Source organism: Peterkaempfera griseoplana, from assembly GCF_001418575.1.
In the GTDB taxonomy this organism is placed as follows: domain Bacteria; phylum Actinomycetota; class Actinomycetes; order Streptomycetales; family Streptomycetaceae; genus Peterkaempfera; species Peterkaempfera griseoplana.
On the sequence record NZ_LIQR01000055.1, the window covers coordinates 1 to 18,831 of the forward strand.

An 18,831-nucleotide genomic window follows, 5' to 3' on the forward strand; every position below is an offset into this window, starting at 1 on the left:
CTCGCGGACCATGAGGCGGCCACCCGGTCCCCGGCCGCCTCATGGTCCGCGAGTCCACCGGCCCGCTGTGCGACGGCTGGGCGGCTCCGGACCGGGCCCGGGCCGCCGAAGGAAGATCAGGTACAGTGCATGCCAAAGCACGCGGTCCGAGCCCGCCGTGATCCGCCCGGAACCGCACGTGCCCGATCAGGCGCTGCACGCGACTTCCGGTACCCCCCAGGCCCCGGACGGACTTTCGGGCCGGACAGCCGTCGTCCGGAAGGTGACGCGCCCTGGCTGCGAGAGGGGCAGTGTGACCGACGCCAGCGACACCCGACCGGCAGAACCAGGCCCATCGGCCGGCCCCGCACCCGACCCGGAGCCCGGCCCGGCCGTCGGCGCCCCGCCGGGCGCGGAGCCCGGCAGCGAGGAGCCTTCGCCGGGACGCAGCCCGCTGCTGCGGGTGCTGCGCTTCATCCCGCTGGTCGCCCCGGTGCTGCTGTGGGGCGTGCCGTGGTGGGTGCTGCTCTTCGCCGGGGAGCACTGGCCGTACCCGGTCGAGCTGGGCGGGACGGTCCTCGCCGTGCTCGGCCTGGTGGGGATGCCCCTGGCGATGATGCGCGGCCACGGCCGTCGGCAGCAGGACCTGGCGGCGGTCGTCGGGGACACCCTGCTCGGGACGAGCTGGGTGCTCTTCACCTGGTCGGTGCTGCTCGGTGTGGTGCTGCGGCTCGCGCTGGTCGTCGGCGGGGTCGGCGACGGCCGGGGCCGGGCGCGGATCGTGGCCTGGGCGGTGCTGGGGGTCTCGGCGGCGCTGCTGGCCTGGGGGACCGTGGAGGCGCGGCGGGTGCCGCGGGTACGGCGGGTCGAGGTGCCGCTGCCCCGACTGGGCGCCGGGCTCGACGGCACCCGGGTCGTGGTGGTCACCGACACCCACTACGGTCCGCTCGACCGGGTCCGCTGGTCGGCGCGGGTGTGCGAGACGGTGAACACGCTGGAGGCCGATCTGGTCTGCCATGCGGGCGACATCGCGGACGGCACCGCCGAGCGGCGGCGGGCCCAGGCTGCGCCGCTCGGCACGGTGCAGGCCGCCATGGCCCGGGTGTACGTGACGGGCAACCACGAGTACTACGGCGAGGCACAGGGCTGGGTCGACCGGATGGGCGAGCTCGGCTGGGAGCCGCTGCGCAACCGCCATCTGGTGGTGGAGCGCGGCGGCGACCGGCTGGTGGTCGCGGGGGTCGACGACGTGACCGCCGAGTCCTCGGGGCTGGCCGGTCACCGGGCCCATCTGGCGGGGGCCCTGGCGGAGGCTGATCCGGATCTGCCGGTGCTGCTGCTGGCCCACCAGCCGAAGTTCGTGAACCAGGCCGCGGCCGCCGGGGTGGACCTGCAGATCTCGGGGCACACCCACGGCGGCCAGATCTGGCCGTTCCACTACCTGGTGCGGATCGACCAGCCGGTGGTGGCCGGGCTGAGCCGCCACGGTGAGCGGACCCTCCTCTACACCAGCCGCGGCACCGGCTTCTGGGGCCCGCCGTTCCGGGTCTTCGCGCCCTCGGAGATCACCCTGCTGGTGCTGCGGTCCGCGGAGCGTCCGGCTCCCTGACGCCGGGCCTCCGGGCCGCGCCCCCGCTCACCGGTCGAAGTCGACACTCAGGGTGTCGGAGCAGGGGAAGGTCTGGCAGGTCAGGACGTAGCCCGCCTCGACCTCGGCGGGTTCGAGGGCGTAGTTGCGGCGCATGTCGGCCTCGCCGTCGGTGACCAGTGCCCGGCAGGTGCCGCAGACACCGCCCTTGCAGGCGAAGGGCAGATCGGGGCGGGCCCGCTGGGCGCCGTCGAGGATGGTGCGGTCACGCGGGAGCGCGGAGGTGGTGGCGCGTCCGTCCAGGGTGACGGTGACCTGGCTGACCGGGCCGTCGGGGGCGGCCTCGTCCCGGCGCAGCGGCTGGACCGGCTCGTCGTCGGCGTAGAACAGCTCCTGGTGGACCCGCTCCTCCGGAACGCCCAGACCGGCGAGCGCCTCCCGGGCGTCGCGCACCATGCCGTGCGGGCCGCACAGCCACCAGTGGTCGGCGTCGGGGACGTCGACGAAGGCGGAGATCAGGGCGGTCAGCCGGTCCGAGTCCAGCCGGCCGGAGAGCAGTTCGGCCTCGCGGGGCTCCCGGGACAGGACGTGGGCGAGCTGGAAGCGCGTGGGGTGGACGTCCTTGAGGTCGGCGAGTTCGTCGGCGAACATCACGGTGTCGGTGCGCCGGTTGCCGTAGAACAGGGTGACCCGGGACTCGGTGTCGGCGGCCAGGACGGACGCGGCGATGGAGAGCATCGGGGTGATGCCGGAGCCGGCCGCGATCAGGACATGGTGTCCGGAGGTGGCCAGGTCCGGGGTGAAGGTGCCGACCGGTGCCATCACCTCCACGGTGTCCCCGGCGCGGACCTCGTCCACCAGCCAGGAGGAGAACAGCCCTCCGGGCACGGTGCGCACCCCGACCCGGGGCGCGCCGCCCACCGGCGAGCAGATCGAGTACGACCGGCGCTCGTCCCGGCCGTCCACCTCCCGGCGCAGCGTCAGGGACTGGCCGGGGGCGAAGGCGAACTCCCCGGCCAGTTCGGCGGGGACCTCGAAGGTGACGGCTGCGGCGTCGTCGCAGAGACGCTCGACCGCGGCGACGCGCAGGGTGTGGAAGCCCGGGCGGCGCCGGGCCCTGGCGGGGGAGGCCGGGGCGGTGGTCGAGTCCATCAGATCTCCTTGAACTGCTCGAACGGTTCCAGGCAGGCGCGGCAGCGCCACAGGGCCCGGCAGGAGGTCGCGGCGAAGCGGGAGGTCTCCTCGGTGTCCGCCGAACCGCAGCGCGGGCAGGACACCGCCCGCCGGGTGGGGGCCAGGTCCAGCAGCACCGGCCCGGGAGTGCGCCGCGGCGCCGGCCCGGGGGGTGCGATGCCGTGCTCGGCGAGCTTGCGGCGGCCCGCGTCGGTGATCCAGTCGGTCGTCCATGGGGGGTCCAGGACGGTACGGATCGCCACGTTCGCAAAGCCCGCCGCGCGCAGCCGGCCGGCCGTGTCGGCGCGCATCTCGGCCATCGCCGGGCAGCCGGTGTAGGTGGGGGTGAGGGTGGCGGTCACGGTGCCGTCCGGGCCCATCTCGACGCCGCGCAGCACGCCGAGGTCCGCGAGGGTGAGCATGGGCAGTTCGGGGTCGGTGACCTCGGCCGCCACCCGGCGGGCCCTGGCCAGCGCCAGGTCGTGGTCGTGCCGCTGGTCGGCGGGCATGGTCACCACACCGCCCCGGGGTGGGCGCGGGCCACGCTCTGCAGTTCGGCCAGCAGGGGGGCCAGGTGCTCGGTGTGGTCGCCGTCGCGGCCGGAGCCGGGCAGCGGGGCGGTCTGCGGGAGGGTGAGGCCGGCGGCGTCGGCGACCTGCCGGAGCACCGCCGTCAGCTCGTCCGCGACCGGCGCCGCACCGGTTCCGAAAGCGGTCTCCCCGGTGAGGAGTTCGCCGAGGTGGGGCGCCACCTCGTCCAGTCCCTGCTGCATCCGGCGGTGGGACTCCTCGGTGCCGTCGCCCAGCCGCACCACCCAGTCCGCGGCGTACTGGCGGTGGTAGGTGAGTTCCTTGACGCCCTTGGCGGCGATGGCCGCGAGCACCGGGTCGGGGCAGCCGGCCAGCCGCTCGAAGACCGCCAGCCGCCAGGCGGAGAGCACCAGCAGCCGGGCGACGGAGAAGGCGAAGTCACCGTTGGGCAGTTCGGCGAGCCGGACGTTGCGGAACTCCGACGGGTCGCGGAAGTAGGCGAGGTCGTCCTCGCTGCGGCCGCCTCCCTCGGCCTGGCCGGCCCTGGTGTAGAGCAGCCGCGCCTGGCCGAGCAGGTCGAGGCCGATGTTGGCCAGGGCGACCTCCTCCTCCAGCTCCGGGGCGCGGGTGCACCACTCCCCCAGCCGCTGGGCGGACACCAGGGCGTCGTCGCCGAGGGCCAGGCAGTACGCGGCCAGGGCCGGGGCCTGCACGGTCGGCGGTACGGCGGTGTCCACGCCGTGCAGCGGGTCGGTGAACCCGGTGCCGAACGCCCAGCGGGCATCGCCGTCGGCCTCGGCCACGGCCAGGGAGAGGTGCGCGTGGTCGTCACTCATGTGCCCCTCCCCCACGGGCTCGCTGCGCTCGTTCATGGCGTGCTCCTAGATGTGCGGGACGTCGTCGGGGATGTCGTAGAAGGTGGGGTGGCGGTAGACCTTGTCCGCGCTGGGTTCGAAGAACGGGTCCTTCTCGTCCGGCGTGGAGGCGCCGATGTCCTCCGCCCGCACCACCCAGATGCTCACGCCCTCGTTGCGCCGGGTGTACAGGTCCCGGGCGTGGGTGAGCGCCATCCGCTGGTCGGCAGCGCGCAGCGACCCCACGTGGACGTGGTTCAGGCCCCGCCTGCCGCGTACGAAGACCTCGTACAGCGGCCATGCGCTGCGGCTCCCACTCATGCTGTCTCTCCGTCCTTGTGGCTGAGCGCGGCGTTGCCGAGCGCGGCGTTCCTGCGGGCGGCATCCTCGCGGGCGGCCTGCTTGGCCGCGTGCGCGGCTGCGGCCTCCCGTACCCAGGCGCCCTCTTCGTGGGCCGCCCGGCGGCGGGCGACCCGCTCGGTGTTGCACGGTCCGTCCCCGGTGATGACGCGGCGCAGCTCGTCCCAGTCGGGGGTGCCGAAGTCGTGGTGGCCGCGGTCGGCGTTCCAGCGCAGCTCCGGGTCGGGCAGGGTGACCCCGAGCTTCTCGGCCTGCGGCACGGTCATGTCGACGAACCGCTGGCGCAGTTCGTCGTTGCCGTGGCGCTTGATCTTCCAGGCCATGGACTGCGCGGAGTTGGGCGAGTTGTCGTCCGGCGGGCCGAACATCATCAGCGACGGCCACCACCAGCGGTTCACCGCGTCCTGCACCATCTCCCGCTGGGAGGGGGTGCCGCGCATCATGGTCAGCAGGAGCTCGTAACCCTGCCGCTGGTGGAAGGACTCCTCCTTGCAGACCCGCACCATGGCCCGGGCGTACGGGCCGTAGGAGGTGCGGCACAGCGGCACCTGGTTGCAGATCGCGGCGCCGTCGACGAACCAGCCGATCACGCCGACGTCGGCGAACGACAGCGTCGGGTAGTTGAAGATCGAGGAGTACTTCTGCCGCCCGGTGATCAGCTTCTCGGTGAGTTCGTCACGGTCGGCGCCGAGGGTCTCGGCTGCGGAGTAGAGGTAGAGGCCGTGGCCGGCCTCGTCCTGGACCTTGGCGAACAGGGTGGCCTTGCGGCGCAGCGAGGGGGCACGGGTGATCCACTCGCCCTCGGGCTGCATGCCGATGATCTCCGAGTGGGCGTGCTGGGCGATCTGGCGGATCAGCGTGTTGCGGTAGGCGTCCGGCATCCAGTCGCGGGGCTCGATCCGCTGGTCGGCGCCGATGGTGGCGTCGAAGTGCTCCTGGAGCTGCGGGTCGGCACCAGCCGTGGCCGGACGGTGTGTCGTGGTGGTCATCCGTAGCACCCCTTCTGCCAACCGACCATTCGGTCGGTACTTGAGTCTGCGCGATCCTGCACCCTCTTGGCAAGACCTGCCGCGGCCTTACCCGCCCGGAAAGGGCGGCTCCCGGCGGACGGGGAACGCCTGCACCGCCGCGCCGCCTTGCGGGGCGCGGCCGATGCCGGGGCGGACCCCGCCGGGGACACCGCTCACGGCCAGGGATAGAACCCCTGCCCGGTCTTGCGGCCGAGTTCGCCGCGGGCGACCTTCTCCCGCAGCAGCCGCGGCGGGGCGAAGCGCTCGCCCAGGGTGGCGTGCAGGTATTCGGCGATGGCCAGCCGGACGTCCAGGCCGACCAGGTCGGTCAGCCGCAGCGGTCCCATCGGGTGCTTGTAGCCGAGGGTCATGGCGGCGTCGATGGCCGCCGGCTCGGCGACGCCCTCCTCGACCATGCGGATCGCCTCCAGGCCGAGGGCCAGGCCGAGGCGGCTGCTGGCGAAGCCCGGGGAGTCCCTGACCACCACGTCCTGCTTGCCCAGTGCGTGCGTCCAGTCCAGCGCGGCCTTGAGGGTCTCGTCGGCGGTGTCCGGCGCGACGACCAGCTCGACCAGCGCGGAGGCGGGCACCGGGTTGAAGAAGTGCATCCCGAGGAACCGGCCCGGGCGGGTGAGGGCCGCGGCCAGCTCGCCGACCGACAGCGAGCTGGTGTTGCTGGCCAGCACCGTCCGCTCCCCCACGGCCTGCTCCGCCGCGGTGAGCAGCCGGGCCTTGAGGGCCGGGTCCTCGGGTACGGCCTCGACGACCAGGTCGGCGTCGGCCGGCAGACCGTCCACCGAGGGGACCGTTTCGACCCGGCCGAGCACCGCCTCCGCCGGCTCGGTGAGTTTGCCCCGCTCGGCGGCCCGCTGGAGGCCGGTGGCGATCCGGTCCAGCGCGGCGGCAGCGGCCTCGGCGCCGCTCTCGACCACGACGACGGACGAGCCGACGGTGGCGAAGGACTGGGCGATCCCGGCGCCCATGGTGCCGCCGCCGATCACTCCGACGATCCCGGGTGCGCTGCTCATGCCTTGTTCCCCTTCTCCAGGCCCCTCTTCTCCAGGCCCCTCTTCTCCAGGAACCGGGTCATCCGGTCCTTCTTGTCCTGCCCCTCGAACAGCACGGCCTGGGCCAGGTCGTCGGCCACCGGGTGCGCGCCCGGGTTGTCGACGACGAGCTTGGTCAGCCGCAGCGCCGTGGCCGAGGAGCGCGCCATCCGGTCGAGCAGGGCGTGCGCCTCGTCCAGCAGCTTCTCCGCCGGTACGACGTCGATGACCAGGCCTGCGGCCAGCGCCGCCTGCGCGTCGAGGTTGCGGCCGGCGAGCAGCACCTGCTTGGCGACCGACTCCCCGACCAGCTCTGGCAGCCGCCAGCAGGCGCCCGCCGCGGCGAGGATGCCGAGTCCGGGCTCGGGGTTGCCGAAGACCGCGTCCGGCCCGGCGATGCGGATGTCGCAGGCGTACGACAGTTCCGCGCCGCCGCCGAGCGCCCAGCCGTCGACGGCGGCCACGGTCGGCATCGGCAGCCGGCGGACCCGCTCGAACAGCCGGCTGTTGATGCCCTGGAGGGCCTCGTCCCGGCCCCGCTGCAGCAGTTCCGCGATGTCCGCGCCGCCCGCGAACACCCCGCCGTGGCCGGTGAGCAGCAGCAGCCTGGGCTCGCGTTCCAGCAGGTCGCAGACCGAGTGCAGCTCCCTGATCATCAGCCCGCTGATGGCGTTGCGCGCCTCCGGACGGTGCAGGGTCACCACGACCCGGTCCGCACGCTCCTCGACCCGCAGCGTCTCGTACGCCATGGTCAGACCCTCTCCACCAGCATGGCGACGCCCTGGCCGACGCCCACGCAGAGCGTGGCGAGGCCGCGGCGTCCGTTCTCCCGCTCCAGCCGCCCCATCAGGGTCAGCAGGATGCGTGCGCCGGAGCAGCCCAGCGGATGGCCCAGCGCGATGGCGCCGCCGTCAGCGTTGACCTTCTCCTCGTCCAGCTTCAGGCGCCGGATGACGCCCAGGGCCTGGGCGGCGAAGGCCTCGTTGAGCTCGACCGCGTCCAGGTCGGCGATCTGCCGGCCGGCCCGGGCGAGGGCCTTCTCTGTCGCGGGCACCGGGCCGAGGCCCATGAGGTTGGGCTGGACGCCGGCCGAGGCGGAGGTGACGATCCGGGCCCTGGGGTTCAGGCCGTACCGCTCCACCGCCGCGGCGCTCGCCACCACCAGGGCCGCCGCGCCGTCGGAGAGCGGCGAGGAGGAACCGGCGGTGACGATGCCGTCCTTGCGGAAGATGGTCCGCAGGGTGCCGAGCTTCTCCAGCGTGGTGGAGGGGCGCGGGCCCTCGTCCCGGGTGACCTCGCCGTCCTTCACCGGCACCGGCACGATCTCGGCGTCGAAGCGGCCCGCCTGCTGGGCCGCGAGGGCCCGCTGGTGGCTGCGGAGCGCGAAGGCGTCGGACTCGGCCCGGGTGATGCCGTCCAGCGCGGCGACCTCCTCCGCGGTCTCCCCCATCGACAGGGTGAGCTTGACCGTCTCGGGGCCGGATCCGGCGGGGACCGCCCGGTCGGCGGCGGCGAAGCGGGGGTTGGTGAAGCGCCAGCCGAGCGAGGTGTCGTGCACCTCGCCGGGCTTGGCCCAGGGGGTGCCCGGCTTCTCCATCACCCAGGGCGCCCGGGTCATCGACTCCACACCGCCGGCGACGACCAGCTCGGCCTCGCCGGCGCGGATCGCCTGGGCGGCGGAGGCGACCGCGGTGAGACCGGAGGCGCAGAGCCGGTTGACGGTGTAGCCGGGGACGGTGTGCGGCAGCCCGGCCAGCAGCACCGCCATCCGGGCGACGTCGCGGTTGTCCTCACCGGCCTGGTTGGCGGCGCCGAGGATCACCTCGTCCACCGCTTCCCCGGGGATCCCGGCCCGCCGCACGGCCTCCCCCACCACCAGGGCGGCCAGGTCGTCGGGGCGTACGGAGGCCAGCGCGCCGCCGTAGCGGCCCTGGGGGGTGCGGGCTCCGTCGATCAGGTAGACCTCGTCAGGCATGGGGGGTCTCCTCGGTGGGGACGGGCCGGCGCGACTGGAGGGTCGCGAAGCGGCCGGTGACGAACGCGGGGTCGGACAGGGTGGCGCTGGCCGCCGGGTTGGCGGCACTGCCGTGGAAGTCGCTGAAGGCGGCCGACTGGTTGACGAACACCCCGCCGGTGAGGTTCTCCGAGAGGTGCACACCGGCGTCCAGGGCCGCCGCCTCGGCCGCGGCCAGCACCGCCTCGCTGGTGGAGTGGACCGCGGCGGTGAGTGCGCCGTGCTCCCGCACCGTACTGCGGAAGATCTCCAGGCTGTGCTCGGTCGAGTCGGTGCCGATGACGAACGAGACCGGCCCAAACCACTCGCGGGTGTACGCCTCCCGGTCCGCCTCGGCGTCCAGGCGCACCACCAGCGGGGTGCGGACGACCGCCGCCGGGTACTCCGGGTGCTCGACCGGTGCCGACGGCCGGACCGTGCGGCCCAGGCCCGCTGCCTGCTCCAGCCGCTTGAGCACGCCGTCGTTGACGATCGCGCCCAGGGTGCCGGCCGCCCGGGCCGGGTCGCCGAGCAGCCGGTCCAGGGCGGCGGCGAGGTCGGCGGCGAACTCGTCGGCGCTCCGCACCCCCTGGTCGGTGGTGATGCCCTCGCGGGGGATCAGCAGGTTCTGCGGGGTGGTGCACATCTGGCCGCTGTACAGGGCGAGCGAGAAGGCCAGGTTGCCCAGCAGTCCGCGGTAGTCGGCGGTGGAGTCCAGGACGACCGTGTTGAGGCCGGCCTTCTCGGTGTGGACGACGGCCTGCCGGGCGTTGGCCTCCAGCCAGTCGCCGAACTCGGTGGACCCGGTGAAGTCGATGATGCGGACGTCCGGGTGGAGGGCCAGCGCGGCGGCCGTACGGTCGCCGGGGCCCTCCGCGGCGAGGATCACCAGGTTGGGGTCGAACCCGGCCTCGGCCAGCACCTGGCGGGCGGTCCGCACGGTGATCGCAAGCGGCAGCACCGCCGCGGGGTGGGGCTTCACGATCACAGGATTACCGGTGACGAGGCTGGCGAACAGCCCGGGGTAGCCGTTCCAGGTGGGGAAGGTGTTGCAGGCGATCAGCAGTGACACACCGCGCCCGACCGGGGTGAAGGTCTTGTCCAGCGCCAGCGGGCCGCCCTTGCGCTGCGGCTTGGTCCAGCGGGCGGTGCCCGGGTGCCGCTTCTGCTCGGCCCAGGCGTAGGCGACCGCCTCGAGGCCGCGGTCCTGGGCGTGCGGGCCGCCGGCCTGGAAGGCCATGACGAAGGCCTGGCCGGTGGTGTGCTGCACCGCGTGGGCGAGCTCGAAGGAGGCCGCGTTCAGCCGGGCCAGGATCTCGGCGGCGACTCCGGCACGGGTGTCCGGGCCTGCGGCGCGCCAGGTCGCGGTGGCGGCCCTGGCCGCGGTCACCGCCTCGTCCGGGGCGACCCGGGGGTAGGTGATGCCCAGGGGGAAGCCGTAGGGCGAGGTCTCGGTGGCGGGCACCGCTGTGCCGCCCGGGTGGCCGGGCAGCTCGAAGGGCGCTCCGAGCTGCTCCTGGAAGACCGCCTCACCCTGCTTGGGGGCGTCGGCGCCGTAGACCGAGGTACTGGGCGACTCCGGGTACCGCGTCCAGTGGTCGCGGCTCATGGCGGCGGTGACGGCCTGTTCCAGGAGCACACGGTGCCTGAGGAAGAAGTCGGGGCACTCCGGGGCGATCTCTGACATCCGTTCCACCTCTTGACATGCAGGTCGGCGGCTGAATTACTTGGCCTTGCCGCAAGGTAACCGAATGTTCGGTCGGTTCACAAGGTGGTCGAATCGGTGACACATCCCACTGACACAGCGCCCGGTCCCGCAGCAGCGATGTTCGCTGCGGACGAGGCCTCCCGGGCGCTCGGCATCGAGCTGCTCGAAGCCGGACACGGCACGGCCGTGCTCCGGATGACCGTGGCCCCCGCCATGGTGAACGGGCACGGAACCGCTCACGGCGGTTATCTGTTCCTCTTCGCCGACACCGCCTTCGCCTGTGCCTGCAACAGCGACGGCCCCGTGACCGTCGCAGCCGGAGCCGACATCACCTTCGTCGCCCCGGCGCACGAGGGCGACGTCCTGGTGGCCCGCGCCCATGAGCGCACCAGGTTCGGCCGGAGCGGCATCTACGACGTGACCGTGCTGCGGGGCGACGAGGTGATCGCCGAGTTCCGTGGCCGCAGCCGCAGCATCCGAAGCACCAAGGAGACGCGATGACCAGCAAGCCGACGGCACGTGCAGCGCGCCTGGGAACGCCGATCCCCCAGGAGCTGCTCGACGCCGGCGAGCGGATGACCCGGGCCGAGCTGCAGGACCTCCAGCTCGACCGGCTGCGCTCCACCCTGCGGCACGCGTACGAGAACGTCGAGCTCTACCGCACGAAGTTCGATGAGGCCGGGGTCAAGCCCGACGACTGCAGGACCCTGGACGACCTCGCCCGGTTCCCCTTCACCACCAAGGCCGACCTGCGCGACACCTACCCCTTCGGCATGTTCGCCGTCCCCATGAGCCAGGTGCGCCGCGTCCACGCCTCCAGCGGCACCACCGGACGCCCCACCGTGGTCGGCTACACCGAGAACGACCTGTCGATGTGGGCGGACATGGTCGCGCGCTCCATCCGTGCCGCCGGCGGACGCCCGGGCCACAAGGTGCACATCAGCTACGGCTACGGCCTCTTCACCGGCGGCCTGGGCGCCCACTACGGCGCCGAGCGGGCCGGATGCACCGTCATCCCCGCCTCCGGGGGCATGACCGCCCGCCAGGTGCAGATCATCCAGGACTTCCAGCCCGAGATCATCATGGTCACCCCCTCCTACATGCTCACCCTGCTCGACGAGTTCGAGCGCCAGGGCGTCGACCCCCGCACCAGCTCGCTCCGGGTCGGCATCTTCGGCGCCGAGCCGTGGACCGAGGGGATGCGCCGGGAGATCGAGGACCGCATGGACATCCACGCCGTCGACATCTACGGCCTGTCCGAGGTGATCGGCCCCGGCGTCGCCGCGGAGTGCGCGGAGAGCAAGGACGGCCTGCACATCTGGGAGGACCACTTCTACCCGGAGGTGGTGGACCCGGTCACCGGCGAGACCATGGCCGACGGCGAGGCCGGCGAGCTGGTGTTCACCTCGCTGACCAAGGAGGCCCTGCCGATCATCCGCTACCGGACCCGCGACCTGACCCGTCTGCTGCCCGGCACCGCCCGTCCCGGGTTCCGGCGGATGGAGAAGGTCACCGGACGCTCCGACGACATGATCATCCTGCGCGGGGTGAACGTCTTCCCCTCCCAGATCGAGGAGATCGTGCTGCGCGCCCCAGGCGTCGCCCCCCACTTCCAGCTGCAGCTCACCCGCCGCGGCCGGATGGACCACATGACCGTGCGCGTCGAGGCCCGCACCGGCGCCACCCCCGGGGACCGGGACGCGGCCGCCGCCCGGATCGCCCGTGGGGTCAAGGACGGCGTCGGCGTCACCGTCGAGGTCGAGATCGTCGAACCCGACACCCTGAAGCGCTCCACCGGCAAGATCCGCCGCATCGCCGACCTGCGCGAGCAGTGATCCCGGCGGCGGGCGCCTACCGGTAGCGCTGCTCCAGTCCGGTGTGCTCACCGAGACCGATCAGCCCGGTGAACTCCCCGAACTGGATCAGGTTCCCGAGCGCACCCCGGGTGTCGCCCGCCGCCGCCAGCACCTCCAGGTAGTCCCGCATCCCCTTGGCCGCCGCGAACGCCGTCCCCACCGGGAAGATCGCCAGGGCGTACCCCATCTCCTGGAGGACGCCGGTGCCGGGGGTCGGCGTCCGGCCGCCCTCCACCTGGTTGCTGAGGAGGGGGACGATGCCGCGGAACGCCTCGCAGATCCGCCGCATCTCCGCCTCGTTCTCGGGCGACTCCACGAACAGCACGTCGGCGCCGGCCTCGTGGTACGCGGCGCCCCGGTCGATCGCCTCGTCCAGCCCGTGCGCGGTCCGCGCGTCGGTACGGGCGATGATCACGAAGTCGGGGTCCTGCCGCGCGTCCACCGCCGCCCTGATCTTCTGGACCATCTCGTGGACGGGAACGACCTCGCGCCCCAGCATGTGCCCGCAGCGCTTGGGGAAGGTCTGGTCCTCGATGTGCAGCGCGGCGGCCCCGGCCCGTTCGTAGGCCCTGACCGCGCGGCGGACGTTGAGCGGGTTGCCGAAGCCGGTGTCCGCGTCGGCGATCAACGGCAGGTCCACGACGTCGGCCAGGGCCGTGACCCGCTCCACCATCTGCGTCTGCGACAGATACCCCACGTCGGGCTGCCCCAGGATGCTGGCGGCCGTCCCGAATCCGCTGAGGTAGACCGCCTGGAAGCCGAGCTGTTCCACCAGCCGGGCCCCGGTTCCGTCATAGGCCCCCGGAGCCACCAGGATCTCCGGGGCGCTGAGCAGCTGCCGCAGCCGGGTCGTACGTCCGGGCATGGCCGTCCTCCTGGGTTCGACGGGGTGCGGTTCGACAGGGTGCGGGTGCGGGCGGGATGCCGGGCCACTCCGTGCGGGTGAGCTGGGAGACGCCGTTTCCGGGGCCGAGTCTGGAGGAGGGCGGCGGACGGCGCCCCTCGGCCGGGAGCGCCGGGGAAGGGCGCGGCCGTGGCCGCCCGGCCGGTGACGAGGGCGCGGCCGGCCGCCTCAGCCGCTCGCCCGCCCGTCGTCGTCGACGATCTCCGCGTCGACGACCTCCTCGTCCTTTCCGCCGGGCGCGCCCGCGGAGGGGGCGCCACCGGCGGCAGACCCGGAGGGGCCGGGGCCGCCCGCGGCCTGGGACTGGGCGTACATCGCCTGGCCGATCTTCTGCGCCACCGCGGCGGCACGCTCGGTGGCGTCGCGGACGGCGGCGCTGTCCTCGCCCTTGAGCTTCTCCTTGAGGTCGGCGATCGCAGCCTGGACCTCGGACCTCACATCGCCCGGCACCTTCTCCGGATTGTCCCGCAGCAGCCTCTCCGTGCTGTGGACGAGCTGCTCGGCCTGGTTGCGGGTCTCGGCGGCCTCGCGGCGCCGGTGGTCCTCCTCCGCGTACTGCTCGGCCTCGCGCATCATGCGGTCGATGTCGTCCTTCGGCAGCGCGGAGCCACCGGTGATGGTCATCCGCTGCTCCTTGCCGGTGCCGAGGTCCTTGGCTCCGACGTGCATGATGCCGTTGGCGTCGATGTCGAAGGCGACCTCGATCTGCGGGACGCCGCGGGGCGCCGGCGGCAGACCGGTCAGCTCGAACACCCCGAGCTTCTTGTTGGAGGCCGCCATCTCGCGCTCACCCTGGTAGACCTGGATCTGCACCGACGGCTGGTTGTCGTCCGCCGTGGTGAACACCTCGGAGCGCTTGGTCGGGATCGTGGTGTTGCGCTCGATCAGCCTGGTCATGATGCCGCCCTTGGTCTCGATACCGAGGGACAGCGGGGTGACGTCCAGCAGCAGGACGTCCTTGACCTCACCCTTGAGCACACCGGCCTGCAGGGCGGCGCCGATGGCGACGACCTCGTCCGGGTTGACGCCCTTGTTGGGCTCCTTGCCGCCGGTCAGCTCGCGCACCAGGTCCGCCACGGCGGGCATCCGGGTCGAACCGCCGACCAGGATCACATGGTCGATGTCGGGCACCTTGATGCCGGCGTCCTTGACCGCCTGGTGGAACGGCGCCGCGCACCGTTGCAGCAGATCATCGGTGAGCTGCTGGAACTGGGCCCGGGTGAGCTTCTCGTCCAGATGGAGCGGGCCGTCCGGCGAGGCGCTGATGTAGGGCAGGTTGATCGTGGTCTCGGTCGCGGCGGACAGCTCGACCTTCGCCCGCTCGGCGGCCTCCCGCAGCCGCTGCGCCGCCATCTTGTCCTTGGAAAGGTCGACCCCGTAGCCGTTCTTGAACTGCTGCACCAGGTGGTCGACGATCCGCTGGTCCCAGTCGTCCCCGCCCAGATGGGTGTCACCGGCGGTCGCCCTGACCTCCACCACTCCCTCGCCGATCTCCAGCAGCGACACGTCGAAGGTGCCGCCGCCGAGGTCGAAGACCAGGATCGTCTGGTCGTTCTCCTTGTCCAGGCCGTACGCCAGCGCGGCCGCGGTGGGCTCGTTGATGATCCGCAGCACATTGAGTCCGGCGATCTCGCCGGCCTCCTTGGTGGCGGTGCGCTGGGCGTCGTCGAAGTAGGCCGGCACGGTGATCACAGCGTCGGTCACGTCCTCACCCAGGTACGCCTCCGCGTCCCGCTTGAGCTTCTGCAGCACCCGGGCGGAGATCTCCTGGGCCGTGAGCCGCCTGCCGTCGACCGTTCCCCTCTCGGGGAACCGCCAGTCGGCCTCGCCCATGTGGCGCTTGACCGACCGCGCCGTACGTTCGACGTTGGTCACCGCCTGCCGCTTGGCGATCTCACCGACCAGCACCTCGCCGTCCTTGGCGAAGGCGACCACCGACGGGGTCGTGCGCGAACCCTCGGTGTTGGCGATCACCGAGGGTTCGCCGCCCTCCAGTACGCAGACCACCGAGTTGGTCGTGCCCAGGTCGATACCCACCGGTCGCGTCATCGTCGGGCTCCCTTCCTGCAGGACTCCGGTCCCCTCCCCGCTGCGCGGACTCGGCCGGTCCCGCTCCGAGTCGCCGGGCCGCTGCTGACAGAAGCCGAACTACCCCTCCGTCCTGGATGAAAACGGATAAAGCCACTTGTCGCGGTGGACATCCGCCCCGGGCGGTGCACCGTCGGACGCCCCGGGCGCCCCCACGGCGGGAACACTCCGGGGACGGCTCGGCGGAAGCCGCCCTCCGACTCCGCATCCCCCGGGCACCGGCGGCGGGCGGCGGCCCGCCGCTCCCGGCCGGTGCCCGTGCGCACCGTCAGCGCCTAGGCTCGAAGCGTGAACGAGAACGAAATCAAGCTCAAGGCCATCGCGGCGCTCACCGCGGTGCGCAGCGGGGTGGAGGCTGGCTATGTCTCCGACCTGCTGAGTGAGGTGATCCCCACCCAGTTCACGGTTCCCGTGACCCGGGACCCGGCACTCATCGGGCTCTCCGTGCTCGAACAGCTCTCCGACCCACTCGGCGCGCTTGTCAGTGGATTCATCCACGCCTTCGACGTGGTTGCGGACGCCTACGACGAGACCGGGCCGACGGCGCCGACCGAGGCGATCCTGCAGCAGCTGGCCCTGGACCTGTCCAGGGACGACTCCTAGCCGTCGCCGGGCTGCCCGCACGGCGTGGCGGTGACCTCCCGGAGCGGCGTGGAGGCGCGAAGCCCGAGACGGGAGTCGGGCGCCGCTCGGTCGACCGGGTGATTCCGGGCGCAGCGGGCATCAGCACCCGCGACCGTGGAACTGCTCCCTGCTGCACCGCGCCGAAAGGGCGCGGGACACCAGTGCGTATGACGAGGAGTGGGCGTTCATGGCGGTGTGCGAGGTCTGCAACAACGACTACGACATGACCTTCGAGGTCCATGCTGCGGGGGCGGTCCACGTCTTCGACAGCTTCGAGTGCGCGGCCCAGCGGATGGCCCCGGTGTGCGACAACTGTCAGTGCCGCATCCTCGGTCACGGTCTGCAGTCGGACGGGCAGTTCTTCTGCTGCGCGCACTGCGCCCGCGAACGGGGACACGCCCAACTGGTCGACCACGCCTGACCGGCCGGTCGGAGGCACCGGGCCCGGGCCCCGGCCGGAGGTGGCACGGCCCGGGTCCTGCCGCGACGGGCGGCCCCGGGCCGGCGGTGCCGGGCCGGGCCGCGCCGCCTGCGGGAGGTTGTCAGCCCTGGTCGGCGACGCCGCCCGGCCGGGCCGCGTCCTGCGCGGAAGGTGCGGAGGCCAGCAGATGGTCGGGCGCGGCCTGCTTCCAGGAGTCGACGAGGATGTCGTACATCTCCTCCACGCCCTCCAGCGCCCCGATCCGCACCCGGACCCAGGCGGACCCTGCCTCGTGCGGCGGGACCCAGAACTTCTGCGGCTCCGCCGCGATCAGTTCGGTCCGCTCGTGCCTTGGACACCGCACGGCGAACGAGGTCTCGTCGTCGGGCAGGGTGACGAACATCCTCCCCGCGACACGGAACGTGGGCATGCTCCACGCTTCCTTCTCCACCGTCTCCGGGAAGGACAGCGCGATACGCCGGACGTCATCGGCACCGATCACGGCACCACCCTAGACGGTCACCGGCAGCGGCCGTACGGTCCCGGCGCGAACGTCCGCTCCGGTGCGGCCGCCACCCGCGCCGACGACCGCACCGGCCGTCGCAAGGCCGGGCCGGGCCCCGCCGCGGGGCTGCGCTCCGGCCCGGTCAGGCCCCAGTCCCGGGCGGCCGACCGGGCCGGCGGGCGCTACTTGCTCACGGCGAAGCGCATCAGGGCGGTCTCCTCGCCCTGCTTGATCTTTCCGGTCTCGTTGATCACCTGGAGCTTCCACTCCCCGCCCGTGCGTATCGCCTTGGCCACCGCACAGCCGTTGTCGGTGCTGAGCAGGCTCGGCCAGATGTCGGCGACCTGCTGGGAGGTTCCACCGGTGGCGTCGTACACCTTGAAGCTGACGTTCCGCGCCTTCTGGAAGCTGCTGCCTCTCTTGAACGCGGCAGCGATGAAGACGATGGAGGTGATGTTGGCCGGCACCCGGGCGAACTCGACGGTCACCGTCTCGTCGTCGCCGTCGCCGTGGCCGGTCTGGTTGTCGCCGCTGTGCACCAGCGCGCCGTTGCCCAGCGGGTCCAGGGAGTCCAGCCCGGCCAGGCGCACCGGGTCTGCGCCCTGCATCGCGATGGCGATCAGGTCGAGGTCGGTGCCGCTCTTCCGCCGGATCTTCCCCATCAGGCCGCCGCTGCTCCCGGCGGTGGGGTCCCAGGAGACCCCGATGGACAGGTGGGTCACCCCGCCCAGATCCGCGGGGCCGTCTTCCTTGGTGAGCGTGATCATGAGTGATCCTCCGGGAGATGCGACTTACGACAGGTGAATTTTGCCTGCTCCCCTCGCGGTTCAACCCGGCAGGTCCGCAGATGCCCCGCGGGTTCGGCGCGCGCCCGGCGTCGGGGGCTTCCACGGCGCGGCTCGCACCGGCGGGTCCGGGCGTCGGACCCGGCGTGCGGACCGGGTTTCCGGAGCCCGGCGGGGTGGTGAGGCGAAAGCGCCGGAGAGGGGGCGTACGCCGGGGGCGCGGCGCTACGCTCAGGCCGGGACCGTTCGGGAGTGGAGGGGCGCGCGATGTCCGGAGATCCGGGATGGCGGGAGTGGGACGAGCGGACGGCGCACGAGCTGCGGACCGATGTGCCGCACCCGGCCCGTATGTACGACTACTACCTGGGCGGCAAGGACAACTTCCCGGCGGACCGCGCCGCGGCGGAGGCGGTCATCAGGGCGTACCCGCCGTCCCGGGCCACGGCGCGGGCGAACCGTGACTTCCTCGGCCGGGCGGTGCGCTTCGCCGCCCAGGACCTGGGCATCCGTCAGTTCCTCGACGTGGGTACCGGCATCCCCACCCAGGGCAACACCAACGCGGTCGCCCACGAGGTCGCCTCCGACGCCCGGGTGCTCTACGTCGACAACGACCCCATCGTCCTCACCCACGCCAGGGCGCTCCTCGCGCACGGCGACGAGGGACAGCGGACCCAGGTGGTGCTGGGGGACCTCAGGGACCCCGCCTCGGTGCTCGCGGAGGCGGGGAAGATCCTGGACCTGGGGCGGCCGGTGGCGTTGATGCTGGTCGCGATCCTGCACTTCCTGCGTGACGAGGAGAAGCCCGCGGGCATCGTGCGGGAGTTGGTGTCGGCGCTGCCGTCGGGATCGGCTCTGGTTCTGTCGCACGCGACGGCGGACTTCGCGTCGGAGCAGGCGGTCGCGGAGGGCAGGCAGGTCTACGACCGGGCGACGGCTCCCTTTGTGCCCCGTGACGGGGCGGACGTCCTGGAGTTCTTCACCGGTCTGGAGTGGGTGGAGCCCGGGTTGGTGCAGGCGCCGTTCTGGCGTCCGGACGGCGAGCCGCCGTTGCAGGCGCGGGAGATCTCCCTGTACGGCGGGGTCGGCGTCAAGCCCTGAGGGGGCGTGGCGGTCGCGTCCGCGGGCGCGGCAGGTCGCACCCAGGGACCGGCGGACCAACGGCGCCGGTCGATTCGGCCCCCGGCGGCGGGCGGCACCGTGCCCCCGTCTGCTCCCTGCGGCGGTGGCGGGGAGGTGGCCACCCATGGACGCCACCGACGCGGGCCCCACCTCCCCGCGCCGCTCAGCCCGCCTTGGCCTGGGCCTCCTTGGCGGACTCCTCCAGCCTGTCGCAGTACTCGCGGTACCAGCCCTCGTCGCCGCCGTCCATGTTGCTGTTGGCCGCCCGCATGCCGACGCTGCCGTCGA

19 protein-coding genes are annotated in these 18,831 nt (G+C 72.9%); 6 read left to right on the top strand and 13 right to left on the bottom strand.

The features are described from left to right. The first annotated feature begins 292 nt into the window (after nt 1-292). Nucleotides 293-1,588, top strand: coding sequence for a metallophosphoesterase (locus AOK09_RS04650; RefSeq protein WP_079062751.1), 1,296 nt, complete (start codon nt 293-295; stop codon nt 1,586-1,588). Nucleotides 1,589-1,615: 27 nt separating this feature from the next. Here AOK09_RS04650 and paaE read toward each other — a convergent pair whose 3' ends face one another. The 9 genes from paaE to paaN form a co-directional block, all read right to left on the bottom strand. After that, a complete protein-coding gene (paaE, locus tag AOK09_RS04655; RefSeq protein WP_055585825.1) occupies nt 1,616-2,719 on the bottom strand; it encodes a 1,2-phenylacetyl-CoA epoxidase subunit PaaE in 1,104 nt (367 codons plus the stop codon). Further along, entirely contained in the window at nt 2,719-3,249 is a 531-nt protein-coding gene (gene paaD, locus AOK09_RS04660; RefSeq protein ID WP_055585826.1) for a 1,2-phenylacetyl-CoA epoxidase subunit PaaD, read from the bottom strand. Before paaD ends, paaE begins: the two co-directional genes overlap by 1 nt. A 2-nt stretch (nt 3,250-3,251) precedes the next feature. Beyond that, nucleotides 3,252-4,106, bottom strand: coding sequence for a 1,2-phenylacetyl-CoA epoxidase subunit PaaC (gene paaC, locus AOK09_RS04665; RefSeq protein ID WP_055585842.1), 855 nt, complete (start codon nt 4,104-4,106; stop codon nt 3,252-3,254). Between the two features lie 45 nt (nt 4,107-4,151). After that, entirely contained in the window at nt 4,152-4,445 is a 294-nt protein-coding gene (gene paaB, locus AOK09_RS04670) for a 1,2-phenylacetyl-CoA epoxidase subunit PaaB (RefSeq protein WP_055585827.1), read from the bottom strand. Next, on the bottom strand, nt 4,442-5,473 hold the full coding sequence (gene paaA / locus AOK09_RS04675; RefSeq protein WP_055585828.1) for a 1,2-phenylacetyl-CoA epoxidase subunit PaaA: 1,032 nt from the start codon (nt 5,471-5,473) through the stop codon (nt 4,442-4,444). The genes paaB and paaA overlap by 4 nt, the downstream gene beginning before the upstream one ends. Nucleotides 5,474-5,667: 194 nt before the next feature. Then, nucleotides 5,668-6,522: a 3-hydroxyacyl-CoA dehydrogenase family protein gene (locus AOK09_RS04680; RefSeq protein ID WP_055585829.1), complete on the bottom strand. Its 855-nt coding sequence runs from the start codon at nt 6,520-6,522 to the stop codon at nt 5,668-5,670. Then, nucleotides 6,519-7,289: an enoyl-CoA hydratase/isomerase family protein gene (locus AOK09_RS04685; protein ID WP_055585830.1), complete on the bottom strand. Its 771-nt coding sequence runs from the start codon at nt 7,287-7,289 to the stop codon at nt 6,519-6,521. Before AOK09_RS04685 ends, AOK09_RS04680 begins: the two co-directional genes overlap by 4 nt. Before the next feature lie 2 nt (nt 7,290-7,291). Further along, on the bottom strand, nt 7,292-8,515 hold the full coding sequence (locus AOK09_RS04690) for a thiolase family protein (RefSeq protein WP_055585831.1): 1,224 nt from the start codon (nt 8,513-8,515) through the stop codon (nt 7,292-7,294). Then, nucleotides 8,508-10,220 carry a phenylacetic acid degradation protein PaaN gene (paaN, locus tag AOK09_RS04695; RefSeq protein WP_055585832.1) on the bottom strand — a complete coding sequence of 571 codons (1,713 nt, stop codon included), beginning with the start codon at nt 10,218-10,220 and terminating at the stop codon, nt 8,508-8,510. Before paaN ends, AOK09_RS04690 begins: the two co-directional genes overlap by 8 nt. A 138-nt stretch (nt 10,221-10,358) precedes the next feature. On the opposite strand from paaN, the gene paaI reads away from it, so the two are divergent. Both paaI and paaK read left to right on the top strand, forming a co-directional pair. Further along, entirely contained in the window at nt 10,359-10,742 is a 384-nt protein-coding gene (paaI, locus tag AOK09_RS04700) for a hydroxyphenylacetyl-CoA thioesterase PaaI (protein WP_175609260.1), read from the top strand. Further along, nucleotides 10,739-12,076, top strand: coding sequence for a phenylacetate--CoA ligase PaaK (paaK, locus tag AOK09_RS04705; RefSeq protein WP_055585834.1), 1,338 nt, complete (start codon nt 10,739-10,741; stop codon nt 12,074-12,076). Before paaI ends, paaK begins: the two co-directional genes overlap by 4 nt. A 16-nt stretch (nt 12,077-12,092) precedes the next feature. Here paaK and AOK09_RS04710 read toward each other — a convergent pair whose 3' ends face one another. Together AOK09_RS04710 and dnaK are read right to left on the bottom strand one after the other, a co-directional pair. Continuing rightward, nucleotides 12,093-12,962: an isocitrate lyase/PEP mutase family protein gene (locus AOK09_RS04710; RefSeq protein WP_055585835.1), complete on the bottom strand. Its 870-nt coding sequence runs from the start codon at nt 12,960-12,962 to the stop codon at nt 12,093-12,095. Between the two features lie 207 nt (nt 12,963-13,169). Next, entirely contained in the window at nt 13,170-15,050 is a 1,881-nt protein-coding gene (gene dnaK, locus AOK09_RS04715; RefSeq protein ID WP_055585836.1) for a molecular chaperone DnaK, read from the bottom strand. Nucleotides 15,051-15,377: 327 nt separating this feature from the next. On the opposite strand from dnaK, the gene AOK09_RS04720 reads away from it, so the two are divergent. Together AOK09_RS04720 and AOK09_RS04725 are read left to right on the top strand one after the other, a co-directional pair. Beyond that, nucleotides 15,378-15,692 (top strand): hypothetical protein, encoded by a 315-nt coding sequence (locus AOK09_RS04720; protein ID WP_055585837.1) that lies wholly within the window; start codon nt 15,378-15,380, stop codon nt 15,690-15,692. A 208-nt stretch (nt 15,693-15,900) separates the two neighbouring features. Beyond that, nucleotides 15,901-16,134, top strand: a complete 234-nt coding sequence (locus AOK09_RS04725; RefSeq protein ID WP_055585838.1) for a hypothetical protein — start codon at nt 15,901-15,903, stop codon at nt 16,132-16,134. Between the two features lie 121 nt (nt 16,135-16,255). Here AOK09_RS04725 and AOK09_RS04730 read toward each other — a convergent pair whose 3' ends face one another. After that, nucleotides 16,256-16,636: an MmcQ/YjbR family DNA-binding protein gene (locus AOK09_RS04730; protein WP_055585839.1), complete on the bottom strand. Its 381-nt coding sequence runs from the start codon at nt 16,634-16,636 to the stop codon at nt 16,256-16,258. A gap of 185 nt (nt 16,637-16,821) precedes the next feature. After that, a complete protein-coding gene (locus AOK09_RS04735) occupies nt 16,822-17,406 on the bottom strand; it encodes a TerD family protein (protein ID WP_055585840.1) in 585 nt (194 codons plus the stop codon). Nucleotides 17,407-17,691: 285 nt separating this feature from the next. Between AOK09_RS04735 and AOK09_RS04740 the strand changes: the two genes are divergently transcribed. After that, on the top strand, nt 17,692-18,522 hold the full coding sequence (locus AOK09_RS04740) for an SAM-dependent methyltransferase (RefSeq protein ID WP_055585841.1): 831 nt from the start codon (nt 17,692-17,694) through the stop codon (nt 18,520-18,522). Nucleotides 18,523-18,831 lie beyond the last annotated feature (309 nt).

Bases quoted from the DNA above. Each gene is read 5' to 3' on its own strand.
- AOK09_RS04740 (WP_055585841.1), top strand. From the start codon at position 17,692: ATGTCCGGAGATCCGGGATGGCGGGAGTGGGACGAGCGGACGGCGCAC.
- paaC (WP_055585842.1), bottom strand. From the start codon at position 4,106: ATGAGTGACGACCACGCGCACCTCTCCCTGGCCGTGGCCGAGGCCGAC.
- paaI (WP_175609260.1), top strand. From the start codon at position 10,359: ATGTTCGCTGCGGACGAGGCCTCCCGGGCGCTCGGCATCGAGCTGCTC.
- paaD (WP_055585826.1), bottom strand. From the start codon at position 3,249: ATGCCCGCCGACCAGCGGCACGACCACGACCTGGCGCTGGCCAGGGCC.
- dnaK (WP_055585836.1), bottom strand. From the start codon at position 15,050: ATGACGCGACCGGTGGGTATCGACCTGGGCACGACCAACTCGGTGGTC.
- paaB (WP_055585827.1), bottom strand. From the start codon at position 4,445: ATGAGTGGGAGCCGCAGCGCATGGCCGCTGTACGAGGTCTTCGTACGC.
- paaN (WP_055585832.1), bottom strand. From the start codon at position 10,220: ATGTCAGAGATCGCCCCGGAGTGCCCCGACTTCTTCCTCAGGCACCGT.
- AOK09_RS04690 (WP_055585831.1), bottom strand. From the start codon at position 8,515: ATGCCTGACGAGGTCTACCTGATCGACGGAGCCCGCACCCCCCAGGGC.
- AOK09_RS04725 (WP_055585838.1), top strand. From the start codon at position 15,901: ATGGCGGTGTGCGAGGTCTGCAACAACGACTACGACATGACCTTCGAG.
- AOK09_RS04680 (WP_055585829.1), bottom strand. From the start codon at position 6,522: ATGAGCAGCGCACCCGGGATCGTCGGAGTGATCGGCGGCGGCACCATG.
- AOK09_RS04735 (WP_055585840.1), bottom strand. From the start codon at position 17,406: ATGATCACGCTCACCAAGGAAGACGGCCCCGCGGATCTGGGCGGGGTG.
- AOK09_RS04710 (WP_055585835.1), bottom strand. From the start codon at position 12,962: ATGCCCGGACGTACGACCCGGCTGCGGCAGCTGCTCAGCGCCCCGGAG.
- AOK09_RS04685 (WP_055585830.1), bottom strand. From the start codon at position 7,289: ATGGCGTACGAGACGCTGCGGGTCGAGGAGCGTGCGGACCGGGTCGTG.
- paaE (WP_055585825.1), bottom strand. From the start codon at position 2,719: ATGGACTCGACCACCGCCCCGGCCTCCCCCGCCAGGGCCCGGCGCCGC.
- paaA (WP_055585828.1), bottom strand. From the start codon at position 5,473: ATGACCACCACGACACACCGTCCGGCCACGGCTGGTGCCGACCCGCAG.
- paaK (WP_055585834.1), top strand. From the start codon at position 10,739: ATGACCAGCAAGCCGACGGCACGTGCAGCGCGCCTGGGAACGCCGATC.